13 protein-coding genes and 1 tRNA gene are annotated in these 12608 nt (G+C 64.7%); 7 read left to right on the top strand and 7 right to left on the bottom strand.

What is annotated here, in order from left to right; all coding sequences use genetic code 11:
* Window positions 1-147 precede the first annotated feature (147 nt).
* Window positions 148-483: a four helix bundle protein gene (locus JXA24_06450; GenBank protein MBN1283392.1), complete on the top strand. Its 336-nt coding sequence runs from the start codon at window positions 148-150 to the stop codon at window positions 481-483.
* Window positions 484-629: 146 nt separating this feature from the next.
* Here JXA24_06450 and JXA24_06445 read toward each other — a convergent pair whose 3' ends face one another.
* Genes JXA24_06445 through JXA24_06435 form a run of 3 tightly spaced genes read right to left on the bottom strand, consistent with a single transcriptional unit; the run spans window position 630 to window position 4251 of the window.
* Window positions 630-1826 (bottom strand): electron transfer flavoprotein subunit alpha, encoded by a 1197-nt coding sequence (locus JXA24_06445; protein MBN1283391.1) that lies wholly within the window; start codon window positions 1824-1826, stop codon window positions 630-632.
* Window positions 1808-2611 (bottom strand): electron transfer flavoprotein subunit beta/FixA family protein, encoded by an 804-nt coding sequence (locus JXA24_06440; GenBank protein MBN1283390.1) that lies wholly within the window; start codon window positions 2609-2611, stop codon window positions 1808-1810. The genes JXA24_06445 and JXA24_06440 overlap by 19 nt, the downstream gene beginning before the upstream one ends.
* Window positions 2611-4251, bottom strand: a complete 1641-nt coding sequence (locus tag JXA24_06435; protein ID MBN1283389.1) for an electron transfer flavoprotein-ubiquinone oxidoreductase — start codon at window positions 4249-4251, stop codon at window positions 2611-2613. Before JXA24_06435 ends, JXA24_06440 begins: the two co-directional genes overlap by 1 nt.
* Before the next feature lie 60 nt (window positions 4252-4311).
* Here JXA24_06435 and JXA24_06430 point away from each other — a divergent pair, with 60 nt between their 5' ends.
* On the top strand, window positions 4312-5382 hold the full coding sequence (locus JXA24_06430; GenBank protein ID MBN1283388.1) for a tetratricopeptide repeat protein: 1071 nt from the start codon (window positions 4312-4314) through the stop codon (window positions 5380-5382).
* Between the two features lie 33 nt (window positions 5383-5415).
* Here JXA24_06430 and JXA24_06425 read toward each other — a convergent pair.
* Window positions 5416-5488 (bottom strand) — tRNA-Glu (locus tag JXA24_06425).
* 82 nt (window positions 5489-5570) lie between these two features.
* On the opposite strand from JXA24_06425, the gene JXA24_06420 reads away from it, so the two are divergent.
* A complete protein-coding gene (locus JXA24_06420; protein ID MBN1283387.1) occupies window positions 5571-6203 on the top strand; it encodes a nucleoside monophosphate kinase in 633 nt (210 codons plus the stop codon).
* On the opposite strand, the gene JXA24_06415 is transcribed toward JXA24_06420, so the two are convergent.
* The gene (locus JXA24_06415; GenBank protein MBN1283386.1) at window positions 6204-6371 is read right to left on the bottom strand and encodes a YtxH domain-containing protein; all 168 of its coding nucleotides are present in this window, start codon (window positions 6369-6371) and stop codon (window positions 6204-6206) included.
* A gap of 14 nt (window positions 6372-6385) precedes the next feature.
* Window positions 6386-6826, bottom strand: coding sequence for a hypothetical protein (locus JXA24_06410; GenBank protein MBN1283385.1), 441 nt, complete (start codon window positions 6824-6826; stop codon window positions 6386-6388).
* 29 nt (window positions 6827-6855) lie between these two features.
* Between JXA24_06410 and JXA24_06405 the strand changes: the two genes are divergently transcribed.
* On the top strand, window positions 6856-7458 hold the full coding sequence (locus JXA24_06405; protein MBN1283384.1) for a TonB family protein: 603 nt from the start codon (window positions 6856-6858) through the stop codon (window positions 7456-7458).
* Window positions 7459-7710: 252 nt separating this feature from the next.
* Window positions 7711-8682: a tRNA dihydrouridine synthase DusB gene (gene dusB / locus JXA24_06400; GenBank protein MBN1283383.1), complete on the top strand. Its 972-nt coding sequence runs from the start codon at window positions 7711-7713 to the stop codon at window positions 8680-8682.
* On the opposite strand, the gene maf is transcribed toward dusB, so the two are convergent.
* Window positions 8672-9340 (bottom strand): septum formation protein Maf, encoded by a 669-nt coding sequence (maf, locus tag JXA24_06395; protein MBN1283382.1) that lies wholly within the window; start codon window positions 9338-9340, stop codon window positions 8672-8674. The genes dusB and maf overlap by 11 nt on opposite strands.
* 31 nt (window positions 9341-9371) lie before the next feature.
* Between maf and JXA24_06390 the strand changes: the two genes are divergently transcribed.
* On the top strand, window positions 9372-10778 hold the full coding sequence (locus JXA24_06390; protein ID MBN1283381.1) for a tetratricopeptide repeat protein: 1407 nt from the start codon (window positions 9372-9374) through the stop codon (window positions 10776-10778).
* Between the two features lie 3 nt (window positions 10779-10781).
* Window positions 10782-12605, top strand: coding sequence for a tetratricopeptide repeat protein (locus JXA24_06385; GenBank protein ID MBN1283380.1), 1824 nt, complete (start codon window positions 10782-10784; stop codon window positions 12603-12605).
* Window positions 12606-12608: the final 3 nt, after the last annotated feature.

Genomic DNA, 12608 nt, shown 5'->3' with positions numbered 1-12608 from the left:
TGCTGAGGTCCTCTGCCATTTCGACCGACTGCTTGTAGCAATTCAGCTTTTCGTGAAACATTTTAAACCTCCCTTGAGTTGGTTTTTTGCGTTGCCCTCCACCCTCTTTGAGAGGGCAACGAAAAAACCAACTTCACAGGAGGAGTTATGAATCACGAAAAGCTGGATTGCTTCAGGCAGTTGATGGCGCTGGCAGAGGACCTTGCAAAGAGGGTCGCCAAGTGGCCGAGGGGAAACGGGTTCCTGGCCGATCAGCTCAACCGGGCGATGTCATCGGCTGTCCTAAACCTCGCCGAGGGCAACGGCAAACGTGCGTACGGCCGGGAGCGCCGCCGCTTCTTTCAAATCGCGCTCGGGTCGCTCGCCGAAACCAGCGCAGCGCTCGATCTGGCGCGCGCCTTCGGGCTCATGCCCGCAGTCCAACAGGAAGCCCTCAAATCGCGCCTCAAGCTCGCCTACGTCAAGATCGAGGCTCTTCCATGAGCCCCGATTTTTTCTCTCAGCTCAGAGCTCTGAGCTCTCAATCTGTTCTCTCAATCTGGATCTGTGATCTGAGCTCGCAGTTGAACTGCGATGGTGAGGCGATGGTAAAGCGATGGAAAGACGATGATGCTGCGATGGTACTGCGATTATTTTCCTCTGAGCCTGCTAAATTCCGCAGTTAGTTTAGGCACTACCTCAAACAGATCCCCCACCAATCCGTAGTCCGCGATGCGGAAGATCGGGGCGTTGGGATCGGAGTTGATCGCGAGAATCTTTTCCGAGGTCTGCATGCCCACCAGATGCTGGATCGCGCCGGAGATGCCGATCGCGATGTAGAGCTTCGGGCAGACCGTGCGGCCGGTCTGGCCCACCTGGTGCGCGTATGGAACCCAGCCCTCGTCGACCACGGTGCGCGAGGCTCCGACAGCGGCCCCCAGGACCTCCGCCAGGTCGCGGACGAGCCTGAAGTCCTCACGCTTTCCGAGCCCCCTGCCGCCGGCCACGACGATCTCCGCATCAGCTATGTTCCCGGCACCCTTGAGCTCCATCACGGTCCTGACGATTTCGATGTCGGATGAGAGGACCTTCTCAGGGGGATGCTCCTCGACGAGCTCGCCTTTTCTCGCAGGATCGGAGGGCAGGATCTTCATCACGTGGGGCCTCACCGTAGCCATCTGCGGACGTGAGCACGTGCACATGATCTGCGCCATGATGTTGCCGCCGAACGCCGGGCGGACCTGGACGAGGTTGCCGTCGTCGTCTATCGAGAGCTTCGTGCAGTCGGCGGTCAACCCTGTGCCGAGCATCGCCGCCACCCTGGGTATGAACGAGCGACCCTGAGCCGTGGCCCCCGCCAGCACGACCTCCGGCCTGTGGCGCGCCACCAGCCAGACCAGCGCAGACGCGTATGCGTCGTCGCGGAATGCCGAGAGCCTGGGCGAATCGATCGCGTAGACCCTGTCCGCGCCGTGAGCGAACAGCAGGCCGGCACACGAGGCGGCGCCTCCCCCCATCACGACGGCGGAAAGGCCGCACCCGCACGCGTCGGCGAGCCCCCGGCCGCAGCCGAGCAGCTCGAACGAGACGCGGTGCAGGCTGCCGGCCCTGCGCTCGCAGTAGACCCACACCCCGCTGTGGCCCGAGAGGCTGGCGCGGTCGCAGACCTTCGGCTTGTCGAAGACGATCGCGTCGACCGGGCAGACCTTCGCGCAGGCCCCGCAGAGGATGCAGGTCTCGTAGTCGATGACCGCCTTGCCGGCGTGCATCTCAATGGCCTCGACCGGGCACTCGTGCACGCAGATGCCGCAGCCGGTGCACTTCGCCTTTATGACCTCGATGCCCATATCTCCGAGAGGTCGGGCGCAAGGGCCCTGACCGCCTTTCCTATGTTCTCGTCCGTCGCCGGCACAGGACGCGCCCCTTCCCTGTGGGCCGGCGCGAATATGCGGTCCACCCAGGTGGGCGAGCCGTCGAGGCCTATCGCCGCCTCGTCGCAGCCGATGTCCTCCGGCCCCCAGACCGGTATCTGCGCGCGGCGCGCCCTCACCTTCCCGGAGAAGGAGGCGTAGCGCGGGACGTTCGCCTCCTTCACGACCGATATGAGGCAGGGCAGCCGCGTCTCCACCACCTCGTGGCCCTCCTCGGTGATGCGCCAGGCAACGATCCGCTCCTTCGATATCTCGGCTATCCTGTTCACGAAGATTATCTGCGGGATTCCGAGCCTCACCGCTATGCCCGGCCCCACCTGCGCGGTGTCGCCGTCCGCCGCCTGCTTGCCGCAGACCACGATGTCGAACTTGCCGATCCTCTTGATCGCCTGGGAGAGCGCGTAGCTCGTCGCCAACGTGTCGCTGCCCGCGAAGGCGCGGTGCGAGATCAGCGCCGCGTCGTCGGCGCCCATGGCCAGCGCCTCCTCCAGCGCGGCCCGCGCCTGCGGCGGTCCCATCGTGATGACGGTCACCCTGCCGCTGCCGAACCTCTCCTTGATGCGCAGCCCCTCCTCTATCGCGAAGGCGTCGAAGGGGTTGAGCACGGCGCGGACGCCGTCGCGCACCAGCGTCTTGGTCTGCGGATCGACCTTCACGTCGGTGGTGTCGGGCACCTGTTTCACGCAGACCACGATCTCCATCACATCCCCTTGTAGTTGGGCCCGCCGCCGCCCTCGGGCGGGGTCCAGGTGACTATCCTGTAGGGGTCCTTCACGTCGCAGGTCTTGCAGTGCAGGCAGTTGGCCGGATTGAGGTGCAGCCTCTTTACGCCGTCCGCCTCCTCCACCATCTCGAAGACGTTGGCGGGGCAGAACCGCTGGCAGGGGTTTCCGTACTCGGTCCTGCATATCCCGTTGCAGATGGAGATGTCCTCTATCTTCAGGTGGCAGGGCTGGTCCTCCTCGTGCTTGGTGCCGGAGGCGAAGACGCAGGTCAGCTTGTCGAAGGTGATCCTGTTGTCCGGCTTGAACTCAGCGGGCGAATCGCCCCCTCTGCCCGACATCTTGCGCATGCAGAGCGCGTCCTCCGCCACCCTGAAGCGGCGGACGATCCCCCTCCCGCAGGTGACGAACTGGAGCGCGGCGTGGATCATGCCCGGTATCAGCCCGCGGTGAAAGCCCTGGTGGAAGTTGCGGGCGCGCCACATCGCCTTTCCCACCCAGCTCTTCTTGAGCCTGGCCTCGTACGAGGAGAGCATCGACTCCGAGGGGTCGTCGGCGGCCAGCGCCTCGCAGATCGTCTCCGCGGCGCACATCCCCGACTTCATCGCGAGGTCGATCCCCTTGAGCTTCATGGCGTCGAGTATCCCCGCCGCCTCGCCCGCGATTATGAAACCGTCGCCGTACGGGCGCGGCATGGCGAACCACCCGCCCTCCGCGATCGTCTTCGCGCCGTACGAGACGAGCCTCCCCCCCTCGAGCGTGCGCGAGACGTACGGATGCTCCTTGAGGCGCTGCAGGAGCTCGAACGGGTGGATGGAGCCCCTCCTGTAGTCGAGCCCGACCACCAGCCCCACCGCGACGAGCCTGTCGCGAACGTGGTAGATGAAGCTGCCGCCGAAGGTGTCGAGTGCGAGCGGCCAGCCCATGGTGTTTATGACCGTGCCCTTGTGGAAACGATCCTCTCGGACCTCCCAGAGCTCCTTGAGCCCCACCGCGTAACCCTGCGGGGTGCAGCCTGCGTCGAGCCCCTTTGCGGCGACGAGCCGCTTGGTGAGATGCCCGCGCGCCCCCTCTCCAAGCACCACGACCCTGGCCCCCACGTCGGTCGGCGGCAGGGCGTTTTGCTTCGGGCGGCCCTCCTTGTCGAACCCCTTGCCCTTGAGCCTCACGCCTATGACCGCGCCGCGCGAGTCGAAGATCAGCTCGTCGGCCGCCTCCCCCGTGAAGATCTCCACCCCCTCGCGCTCCGCCTGCCTTCCAAGCCACTTCACGAACTCCGCGAGCGACATCAGGTACTTGCCGCGGTTGGACATGGGAGGGGGGACGATGGGCACCGGGATCCGGCGGCGCTCGGTGAGAAACGAGAGAGACTCGTGCCTGACCCTGGGGCCGAGCGGGGGATCGAGGTCGCGAAAGTCAGGCAGGAGCTCATCGAGGGCGCGCGCGTCGAATGTGGCGCCGGAGAGGCTCTGGTCGCCGAGGTTCGGCGCCTTCTCGATCACGGCCACCGATATGCCGGAGAGCGCCGGATTGGATTTCGCCAGCCTCTTGAGCATGAGCGCCCCGGCGAGCGAGGCGGGGCCTGCGCCAACGAATATCGCGTCGAACGAGATGTGCATGAAATCCTATAGGCCACTCAAGTGCCCACTAAGTCAAGGGATTCCATCGCCAGACCGGCCTTGTTAAAGAACGTTGTCTTCTGCTATTCTGCACAGATCATGGAGTACGACAGGCCGACCGAGATCTACAAAATCGACCCGGACAAAGGCCCTGGCCGCAGGATACTGGGCATGCGCAGGGGCGCATTCATCGCCATTGCGGCCGGCCTGGCCCTCATCGCCGCCATCGTCTTCATAAGGCAGAGCTTCATGGGGGACACCCGCGAGGAAGCGGCCTCTCAGGCCAGGGACAAGGTGCGCCGGAGGGACATCTCCGCGCTCATCGAAGCGGCGATGCAGAACCCGAACTCGGCCGGAGCGCGCTACGACCTTGCGAAGGCCCTTGCCGATGCCGGAAGGCACGAGGAGGCGATAGAGGAGTACAAGAAGGCGCTCAACCTCGACCGCAAGTTTGAGAGGGCACACATGGGCATGGGCCTCTCCTACGAGGAGCTCGGCCTGTTCGACGACGCGATCAAGGCGTACCGTGAGGCGCTGCGGACGAATTCCGGCAACGCCGAGGCGCAATATCGCATGGGTGTCTCGCTGGCCAACCTCGGCCGGGACAAGGAGGCGATCTCCTACTTCGCCCGGGCCATAACCATGGACCCCACCTACGCTGGCAGACCCAGCGCCCCGGAGACAGCGGCGAGGGGCACGCCGGAATCGAGGCCCGGGGATACCGGCGAAGCGGCAGCCCCGGAGGCGGGCCCCGAGGCCCCGCCGCCTGAAGCGGAGACCGAAGGGGAGGAGGAGACAGCACCCCCCGTCACGGGCAGGCTTGAGGACGAGTTCGCGATGCCGAAAGATGTGATGGACCAGTTCGGAGAGTCGATCCTCTACAGCTCCGATTCAGCGGCGGTGAACATCGGGCTCGGCACCCTGTTCAACTCCCTGGGACAATACCCGATGGCCATACAGTCGTTCGCAAAGGCGGTCGAGCTAGAGCCCGCAAACGCGGCGGCCCACCTGGGGCTGGGGCTCGCCCACCTCGGCGCCGGCGACCGGCCCGCCGCGGTCGCGCAGTACAACATCCTCACGGCCCTGGACCCCGCGAGCGCGGCAAAACTCCTGGATGCGCTGAATAAATAAATGGCCATCTCTTAAAAAAAAACAGGGGTTTTGCGCTCCCAACGGGACTCGAACCCGTGTCTTAGCCTTGAGAGGGCTATGTCCTAAACCGCTAGACGATGGGAGCGCAAAACCCCTTAATTGAGCCGCAGGCACTAGCAAATTCACCCTGGTGAGGCAAGCCCTTATTCTCTTGTATTTATGCGAATATGGGTTATCTAGGGGCCATGAGCATCGCCGGGAACATGCCGGCCCTGCTGCTTGTGGGGCCAACCGGTTCCGGGAAATCGCCACTCGGGGCGATGCTGGAAAAGCGCACAGGATGGGTCCATTTCGACTTCGGCCACGAGCTGCGCGCGGTCGTGCGCGGCGCTGCGGACCACGGCCTCACGGACGAAGAGGTCGAGTACGTCTCCGGGCTCATCTCCAGGCACGAGCTCTTCCCCGACGAGGCGTTCCCGATCGTCAAGAAGATCGTGGGCTCGTTCGTGAAGAAGAACGGCGGGGCGCCGGGCGTGATACTCAACGGCCTGCCCAGGCACCTGGGCCAGGCCCGAGACATCGCGGACCTGGTGGAGGTGAAGAAGGTGGCGGTGCTCAACTGCACCCCGCGCGAGGCGGCGGCCAGGGTTGCCCGCCGCTCCATGGGCCTCACGGGCGACCACTTCGGCAGGCCGGACGACACGCACGAGGCGGTCCTCAAGAAGCTCGGCACTTTCGCAAACGAGACGGTCCCGATGATCGAGCACTACCGCAGCGCAGGCACAAACATCATCGACGTCATAGTGGAGAGCGGCACCACCGAGGCGGGCATCGCCTCGCAGATACTGGAATGGTTCTGATCAGATCCCGCTCGCTATCAGCCCGCCTATGATCGCGCCGTAGATCGTGGACATGAAGGGGTTCTTCGTTATCGGGCAGACGCCGGTCGAACAGCCGATCAGCCTGTACATAACGATGTAACCGAAGGCCGCGCCTGCGATCGCGCCTATCGCCAGCCTCAGCGCCATTTTTGGTCCTTTCTTCACTTGCCCCGCCTCGCGGACCTCTTGTGGAACAGCAGGAGCACTCCGCATATTATGAGGGCGGCGGGCAGAAGAGGGAGGTTTATCGCGTATATCTCACCCACCCCGGCCAACACGAAGACCGTGCCGATGATGAGCCAGAACATCGAGACCGTGACCCCAGCGACAAGCCTCACCACGGCGCCGCCCAGTATTATCGCCCCGACCCCCAGCGCGCCCATCCCGCGGGGGATCGTCTTGAAGAGAAGGATGGCGCCGATCCAGATGAAGAAGAGCCCCCAGCAGACCGCGTCGATGCGCGCGCCCGCCGCGCTCCTTGTGTGAAGCGCCCTCTCGTCGTTTTCCATGGCCACCTCCGGCAGGACGAAGCTACCAGAGGCCGCGGCCCAGTCAAGGCCGAAGGCGGGCGATGGGGCTTGCGCGATCGGCCCCTGTCGCATAAGAAGCCCTGTCAAAGGGACAGGATCGCATGAGGCTCTCGACCGCAACTGTCATATCGCTGATCGCCCACGTGGCGCTCCTTGCCGCGCTCGCAGCGGCCTGGGGGTTCTTCGCAGCCGCGCCGTCGGCAGGGCCCGGCGATGCGGTGAGCGTCTGGATCGAGGCCCCCGAGGGATCGAGGGCTCGGGCGCAGGGCGCAGCATCCCCGAATGCGCGCCCCTCCCCTCGAGACGCGATGGCCGATCCCGCGTCACCGGCGGGGCCAGAGGACCGGAGCAAGGGCGGCGCGCACGCGGCATCCGATGGCGCGGGCGGCGGAGAGGCGGTCGGCGTTGCCGGGGCGGAGGGCGGCAGGGGAAAGGGCGGCGACGCGCTGCTCGCGAAGATATGGCGGAGGATCGACTCTGCGAAATACTACCCGGCGGCCGCGCGCCGCCGCGGGATATCGGGCGAGCCGAGGGTCACCTTCCAGATAGGCGAGGACGGGGGCGTGGTATGGGCCAGGCTCGCCGGCTCCTCAGGCGAGGCGATGCTCGACGAGGCGGCGGTCGCGACGGTCAGGCGCGCGGCCCCTCTGCCCTACTACCCTGCGCCGATAACGCTGGCGGTGAAGTACTCGATGGATGAATGAAGGAGGAAGAGGGATCTCAGGGCAGCACGGAGCATCGCCAAGACGGGACGCTTCGACGGCGCTTTTCTCGCTATCCCTCGTCGCCTCAGACGCCGGCTCCTCGGGGGCTTTCGTCGGCCGGAAAATTATAGGGCTGCTGAACCCGGCCTCCCTGCCTGCCGGCAGGCAGGCTCGAGCCACGCTGCGAAAAGCGCCGTCGAAGCGTCCCGTCTGCAGGCTTCAAAGGATTGCCCAAGCAGCGCCAGGGATAAAATGACATCTGCATTCGACAAGCTCAGCATCGGCAGCCTTCGGCTGAGAAACAACCTGATCGCAGCGCCGCTGGCCGGCCTGTCGTCGCTTCCCTACCGGATGCTCGCGATGGAGTGCGGCTGCGCGCTCGCCATCTCCGAGATGGTGGCCGCCGAGGGCGTGGTGAGGGCGCAGGAGAAGACGCGCCGCTACTTCGCCAACGACGCCTCCGTTCGCCCCTTCGGCCTCCAGATCTTCGGCGCGCGTCCCGCCGCGGTATTCGACGCCATAAGGGCGCTCGAGGGCGAGGCGTTCGACCTCGTCGACATCAACATGGGCTGCCCTGTGAAGAAGGTGGTCTCAAAGGGCGCAGGCGCGGCCCTCATGAAGACGCCCGCGCTCGCGGCGGAGATCGTATCCGCAGCGAGAAAGGCGACGGGGCTCCCCGTCACCGTGAAGATGCGCTCGGGCTGGGACGAGTGCTCGATCAACTGCGCCGAGATCGCGCGCATCGCCGAGGCGGAGGGCGCAGACGCGGTGTTCGTGCACGCGAGGACCCGCTCCCAGCTCTACTCCGGCCGTGCGGACTGGGGCGTGATAGCCACGGTGAAGGAAGCGGTCTCGATACCGGTGATCGGAAACGGCGATGTGCGCACGCGCGAAGACGCCCTTCGCATGATCTCGGAGACCGGCTGCGACGGCGTGATGATCGGCCGCGCCGCGATCGGCAACCCGTGGATATTCAGGGGCATCCTGGAGCCCGGCTACGCCGGCCCATCGGCCCCGGAGCGCGGGGTCCAGGCGGCGCGCCACCTCGAGATGCTCTGCTCGTTCGTGGGCGAAAAGAGGGGCGTCATGATGATGCGCCAGGTGCTGCCGTGGTACGGGAAGGGAATGCACGGGGTGCGAAGATTCCTCAATCAGGCCAACGGGATCACAGATGCATCCGATCTAAAACAACTGATCTCACACTTCTTCGCTTCTAGCTTCTAGCTTCTGCCTTACCCAGCATCTCAAACAGCGCCGGCATCGATATCCCGATCACGTTCGTGAAGCAGCCCTCCACCCGATTCACGAGGCACGCGCCCTTTCCCTGGATGGCGTAGGCGCCGGCCCTGCCCTGCCACTCGCCGGAAGCGATGTACCAGTCGATCATCCCGGCCGGCATCTTTACGAACTCGACCTTCGTCACCGTGACCTTCGCGTCGAGGGTCGCGGCCGCGAGATCCCTCACCGCGATCGCGCTCGCCACCTCGTGCGCGCGGCCGGAGAGCTTGCGCAGTATCGCGCGGGCATGCGCCTCGTCCGATGGCTTTCCTATTATCTCCCCTCCGAGCCCTATCGCCGTGTCCACGGCGACGACTACGCAGTCGAGCGAGGGTGGAACTGCCGCCTCCGCCTTGGCGCGGGCCAGCCTCTCCACATAGGCGAATAAGCCCTCGCCCGGGAGCGCCGCCTCGTCGATCGAGACGATCTGGGTGTCGAACTCAAACCCCGCGTCGGCCACGAGCCTGCGCCTGGCCGGTGAGGCGGTGGCCAGGAGCAGCGGCCTTCTGAAATCGATCAGCGCCATGAGCGGATAATGCCTGCTGGAGGCGACGAGCGCAAGGGGCTGGAGGAGAGCGCCAAAACACCTCAAATCACTTGGCATATGGCTCATCTTGAAATATCTATCAGTTTCTATGGGGGGCAAGGGCAAATACGTCTTATTCGCCGCTGCGCTGATCGCGACTGCGGCGCTCACCACCGTCGCATTTCACCTCTTCAACCAGGCTGGCATAGACTACGCAAAGGGCCACAGATTCATCGAACAGAGGATGCCCCAGGAAGCGCTCCCCTACCTCGCAAAGGCGGTCTCCCTGCGGCCAGGCTTCAGGAAGGCCCTTCAGGAGCTGGGGCTTGCCGCGCTCTGGACAGGAAACTACGGCGTGGCACGGAAGATCTTCGAGGCGCTCCTTGCCGTCGACCCTCACAACCGCTTCGCGGTCAGGGGGCTGGCCGACATAATGGCCTGGACAGGGCAGCGCGAGGAGGCGATCGAGGCGTATAGGCAGATACTCTCCAGGCATCCGAAGGATTTCCCGACCATGCGCTCCCTCGCCGACGCCCTCTACTGGGAAAAACGTTACGACGAGGCAATACCGCTTTATCGCTCGTACCTCATCTTCGAGCCGACCCATCAGGAGGCGATCTCCAATCTGGCCCACTCGCTCGCAAAGGCGGGGCAAGAGGATGAGGCGAGGGAGCTCCTGGCCGATCTCGATAGGCGCTTCCCGGATGATCCGCGGGCCCTCAAGGCGATAGGCAGATACCATCTCGAGGGCAGTCAGTTCGACAAGGCCGAGACCTACTACCGCCGGGCGCTCCGGATCGACCCCTCGGACCTGGAAGCGCGCGTGAGGCTCGCCGACTGCATGGTAGGCGGGGGCGACTGGGAAGCGGCGCTGGCGCAGATGGACGAGGCGGTGTCGATCAGGCCGGACGACGCAGGCGTGAGGGTTGCGCGCGCCAACGTGATCCTGTGGTCGGGCGACTTCGAGGCGGCCCGCGCCGCCTTCTCCGAGATCCTGGAGCGATGGCCTAACGACGCGTCCGCGGTCGCAGGTATGGCCAACTCCCTGCAGTGGCAGGGAAAGATTGCCGATGCGATCCCTTATCTTGAAAAGCTGGTCGAGTGGGACTACGCGGGCACAAAGAGCGCACTTGAGCTTGCCGCCGCGTATGCTGCGGTGGGCAGAAACGAGGATGCGGCAGCGATCTACCGGGAGACCCTCACGCACGAGGCCCCCTCTCCGGAGGAGATGGCGGAGGCCTCGCAGGCGTTCTTCGCCATCGGCGACGCTCAGAAGGCGAAAGAGCTGGCAACGGCGACGATGGAGAAAGATCCCGAAAACCTCGCGGCCGGCATGGTCCTGTTCAACCTGGCGCTCCGAGAGAGGAACCTCGCCCGCGCCGAGGAGATAATAAGGGGCCTGGTGGCTGCATATCCCGGGAACTCGGCGCTCAGGGAGAAATTGGCGCAGGTGCTCACCTGGAGGGGCAAACCGGCCGAAGCGGAGAGGCAGTACAGGATACTGCTGGGGAAGTGACGCATGACGAGACGATTCAACAGTAGATCGGCCCTGGCCGCATCGGCTCTGATGCTCTTCTGCGCCCTCTGGTCCGCCTCATCCTGGGCCGGCCACAGGGAGAGCCTGCTGGGGCTCGCGCGCGTGCTCTCCCACCAGAAGAAGTACGAGGAGTCGCGCGCGCGCTACGACGAATATCTGGCCAGATACCCGGGCGACATGCAGGCGCATCTCGAGGCGGGCGAGCTGGCATTCTGGTCCGGAGACTACGACGCCGCGCTGGCGCATTACGAAAAAGTGCTGTCCGACAAAAGGCTCGGGCCAAAGGCCGAATCAAAGGCGGCAGAGGTGCTGCTCATCAAAGGGGAGTTCAAGCGCTCTCAGGAGCTGTATGCCAGAGTCCTCGAGAGCGACCCCTCAGACATCGACGCCAGGGTCAGGGTCGCGGAGCTCCTCTCGTACGAGAAGCGCTACGGCGAGTCAGTCGCGCAGTACGACGCTGCGATCGAGCAGGAGCCGGGCAACCTTCGCGCCATGCGCGGCCGCGCCGACGTCCTCTCCTGGGCAGGCCGCTACGACGAATCGATCGCCGCATACGACGGGATCCTCGAGGCCGATTACGATCCGGACGCGGCAAGGCAGAAGGCGCGCGTGCTGGGCTGGGCCAAGCGCTACGGCGAGTCGCTCGCCGCATACCGCGAGGCGGCAGACAGGACCGGGATGGAGGCCATAGGGCTCGAGGGGCGGGCCAAGGACGCATTTTGGAACTCGTGGCCGATCGACGCGATCTCGCTCTACCGGGAGCTCCTCGAGATCGAGCCTGGCAACGCGGAGGCGCGCTTCGATCTCGGCCAGACGGAGGGCTATGAGCGCATGTGGCCCGAGGCCTCATCCGATTTCTCGACCATGCTGGACGAGATGCCCGGCCACTTCAGGGCGCGCGACAGCCTCTCGCGTGCAGAGACCCTCTGGAAGAAACGGGTGCTCATCCCGGAATTCCACTGGTTCAGGGCAAAGAGCGGCTCCAGGGACACCGACATCGATCGCTACACAGCGGGCCTCTCCTTCAGGCAGCCCATCGGCTCTTCGCTCGGAATAGATGCCGGCTACTATTTCGACCTCTTCAGGTTCGAGAACGCCGGCTCCATACCGAGGAGCCAGGGCAAGATAGGCCTCGACTTCTCCCTGGGCCCAAGGTTCTGGGGCGAGGGGCTCTATCTGCCCACCGGATATCCCTCGGACTCTAGGATGAGCCACCTCTGGAGCGGGAGGGCCTCGGTCAGGGCGCTGGATCAGCTGGTCCTCACAGCGTTCACAGAGCGCGACGACCTCTACAACCAGAGGATCGTCTTCGACAAGAGGCTGCGCCAGACAGACGTCGGAGGGCAGATCGAATCGAGGCTCCACCGCAGGGTGACCGCATACGCCGGTTACCGCTATCGGATGGTGAGCGACTCAAACAGGCAGAACTCGGCAGGGGTGGAGGGGCTGTTCTATTTTTCCTACGAGCCCAGGAGGCTCACCCTGGACCTTCGGTTCGACTGGCAGGACTGGAAGAGAACGGTCACCGACTACTGGTCGCCGGAGAATTTCTGGCACATGTCCGCGACGCTGCACTGGAGGCACTATCTCAATCCTGACGGCATGTACTACGGGGCGCTCAACACATACTACGGCTTCAAGTACCGCTTCCAGATCGACAGGGACAAGAGGCCCTTCAACGGAGGGGCCTTCGAGTTCCACCGCGACTGGAGCCATAGTCTCGAGACGGGAGTCGAGGCGTTCGGCAACTACAGCAGCGTCTACTGGGACCTGGGGGCCATGGCCTCCATGGCGATACGATTTTAGCTC

The organism is Pseudomonadota bacterium (genome assembly GCA_016927275.1).
Taxonomy (GTDB): domain Bacteria; phylum UBA10199; class UBA10199; order 2-02-FULL-44-16; family JAAZCA01; genus JAFGMW01.
Note: the sequence above shows the minus strand (reverse complement) of the source record. Positions and strands in the feature narration are given on the sequence as shown.

Coding starts and splice junctions, on each gene's coding strand:
- JXA24_06450 (MBN1283392.1), top strand. CDS start 148: ATGAATCACGAAAAGCTGGATTGCTTCAGGCAGTTGATGGCGCTGGCA.
- JXA24_06445 (MBN1283391.1), bottom strand. CDS start 1,826: ATGGGCATCGAGGTCATAAAGGCGAAGTGCACCGGCTGCGGCATCTGC.
- JXA24_06440 (MBN1283390.1), bottom strand. CDS start 2,611: ATGGAGATCGTGGTCTGCGTGAAACAGGTGCCCGACACCACCGACGTG.
- JXA24_06435 (MBN1283389.1), bottom strand. CDS start 4,251: ATGCACATCTCGTTCGACGCGATATTCGTTGGCGCAGGCCCCGCCTCG.
- JXA24_06420 (MBN1283387.1), top strand. CDS start 5,571: ATGGGTTATCTAGGGGCCATGAGCATCGCCGGGAACATGCCGGCCCTG.
- JXA24_06415 (MBN1283386.1), bottom strand. CDS start 6,371: ATGGCGCTGAGGCTGGCGATAGGCGCGATCGCAGGCGCGGCCTTCGGT.
- JXA24_06410 (MBN1283385.1), bottom strand. CDS start 6,826: ATGCGACAGGGGCCGATCGCGCAAGCCCCATCGCCCGCCTTCGGCCTT.
- JXA24_06405 (MBN1283384.1), top strand. CDS start 6,856: ATGAGGCTCTCGACCGCAACTGTCATATCGCTGATCGCCCACGTGGCG.
- dusB (MBN1283383.1), top strand. CDS start 7,711: ATGACATCTGCATTCGACAAGCTCAGCATCGGCAGCCTTCGGCTGAGA.
- maf (MBN1283382.1), bottom strand. CDS start 9,340: ATGCCAAGTGATTTGAGGTGTTTTGGCGCTCTCCTCCAGCCCCTTGCG.
- JXA24_06390 (MBN1283381.1), top strand. CDS start 9,372: ATGGGGGGCAAGGGCAAATACGTCTTATTCGCCGCTGCGCTGATCGCG.
- JXA24_06385 (MBN1283380.1), top strand. CDS start 10,782: ATGACGAGACGATTCAACAGTAGATCGGCCCTGGCCGCATCGGCTCTG.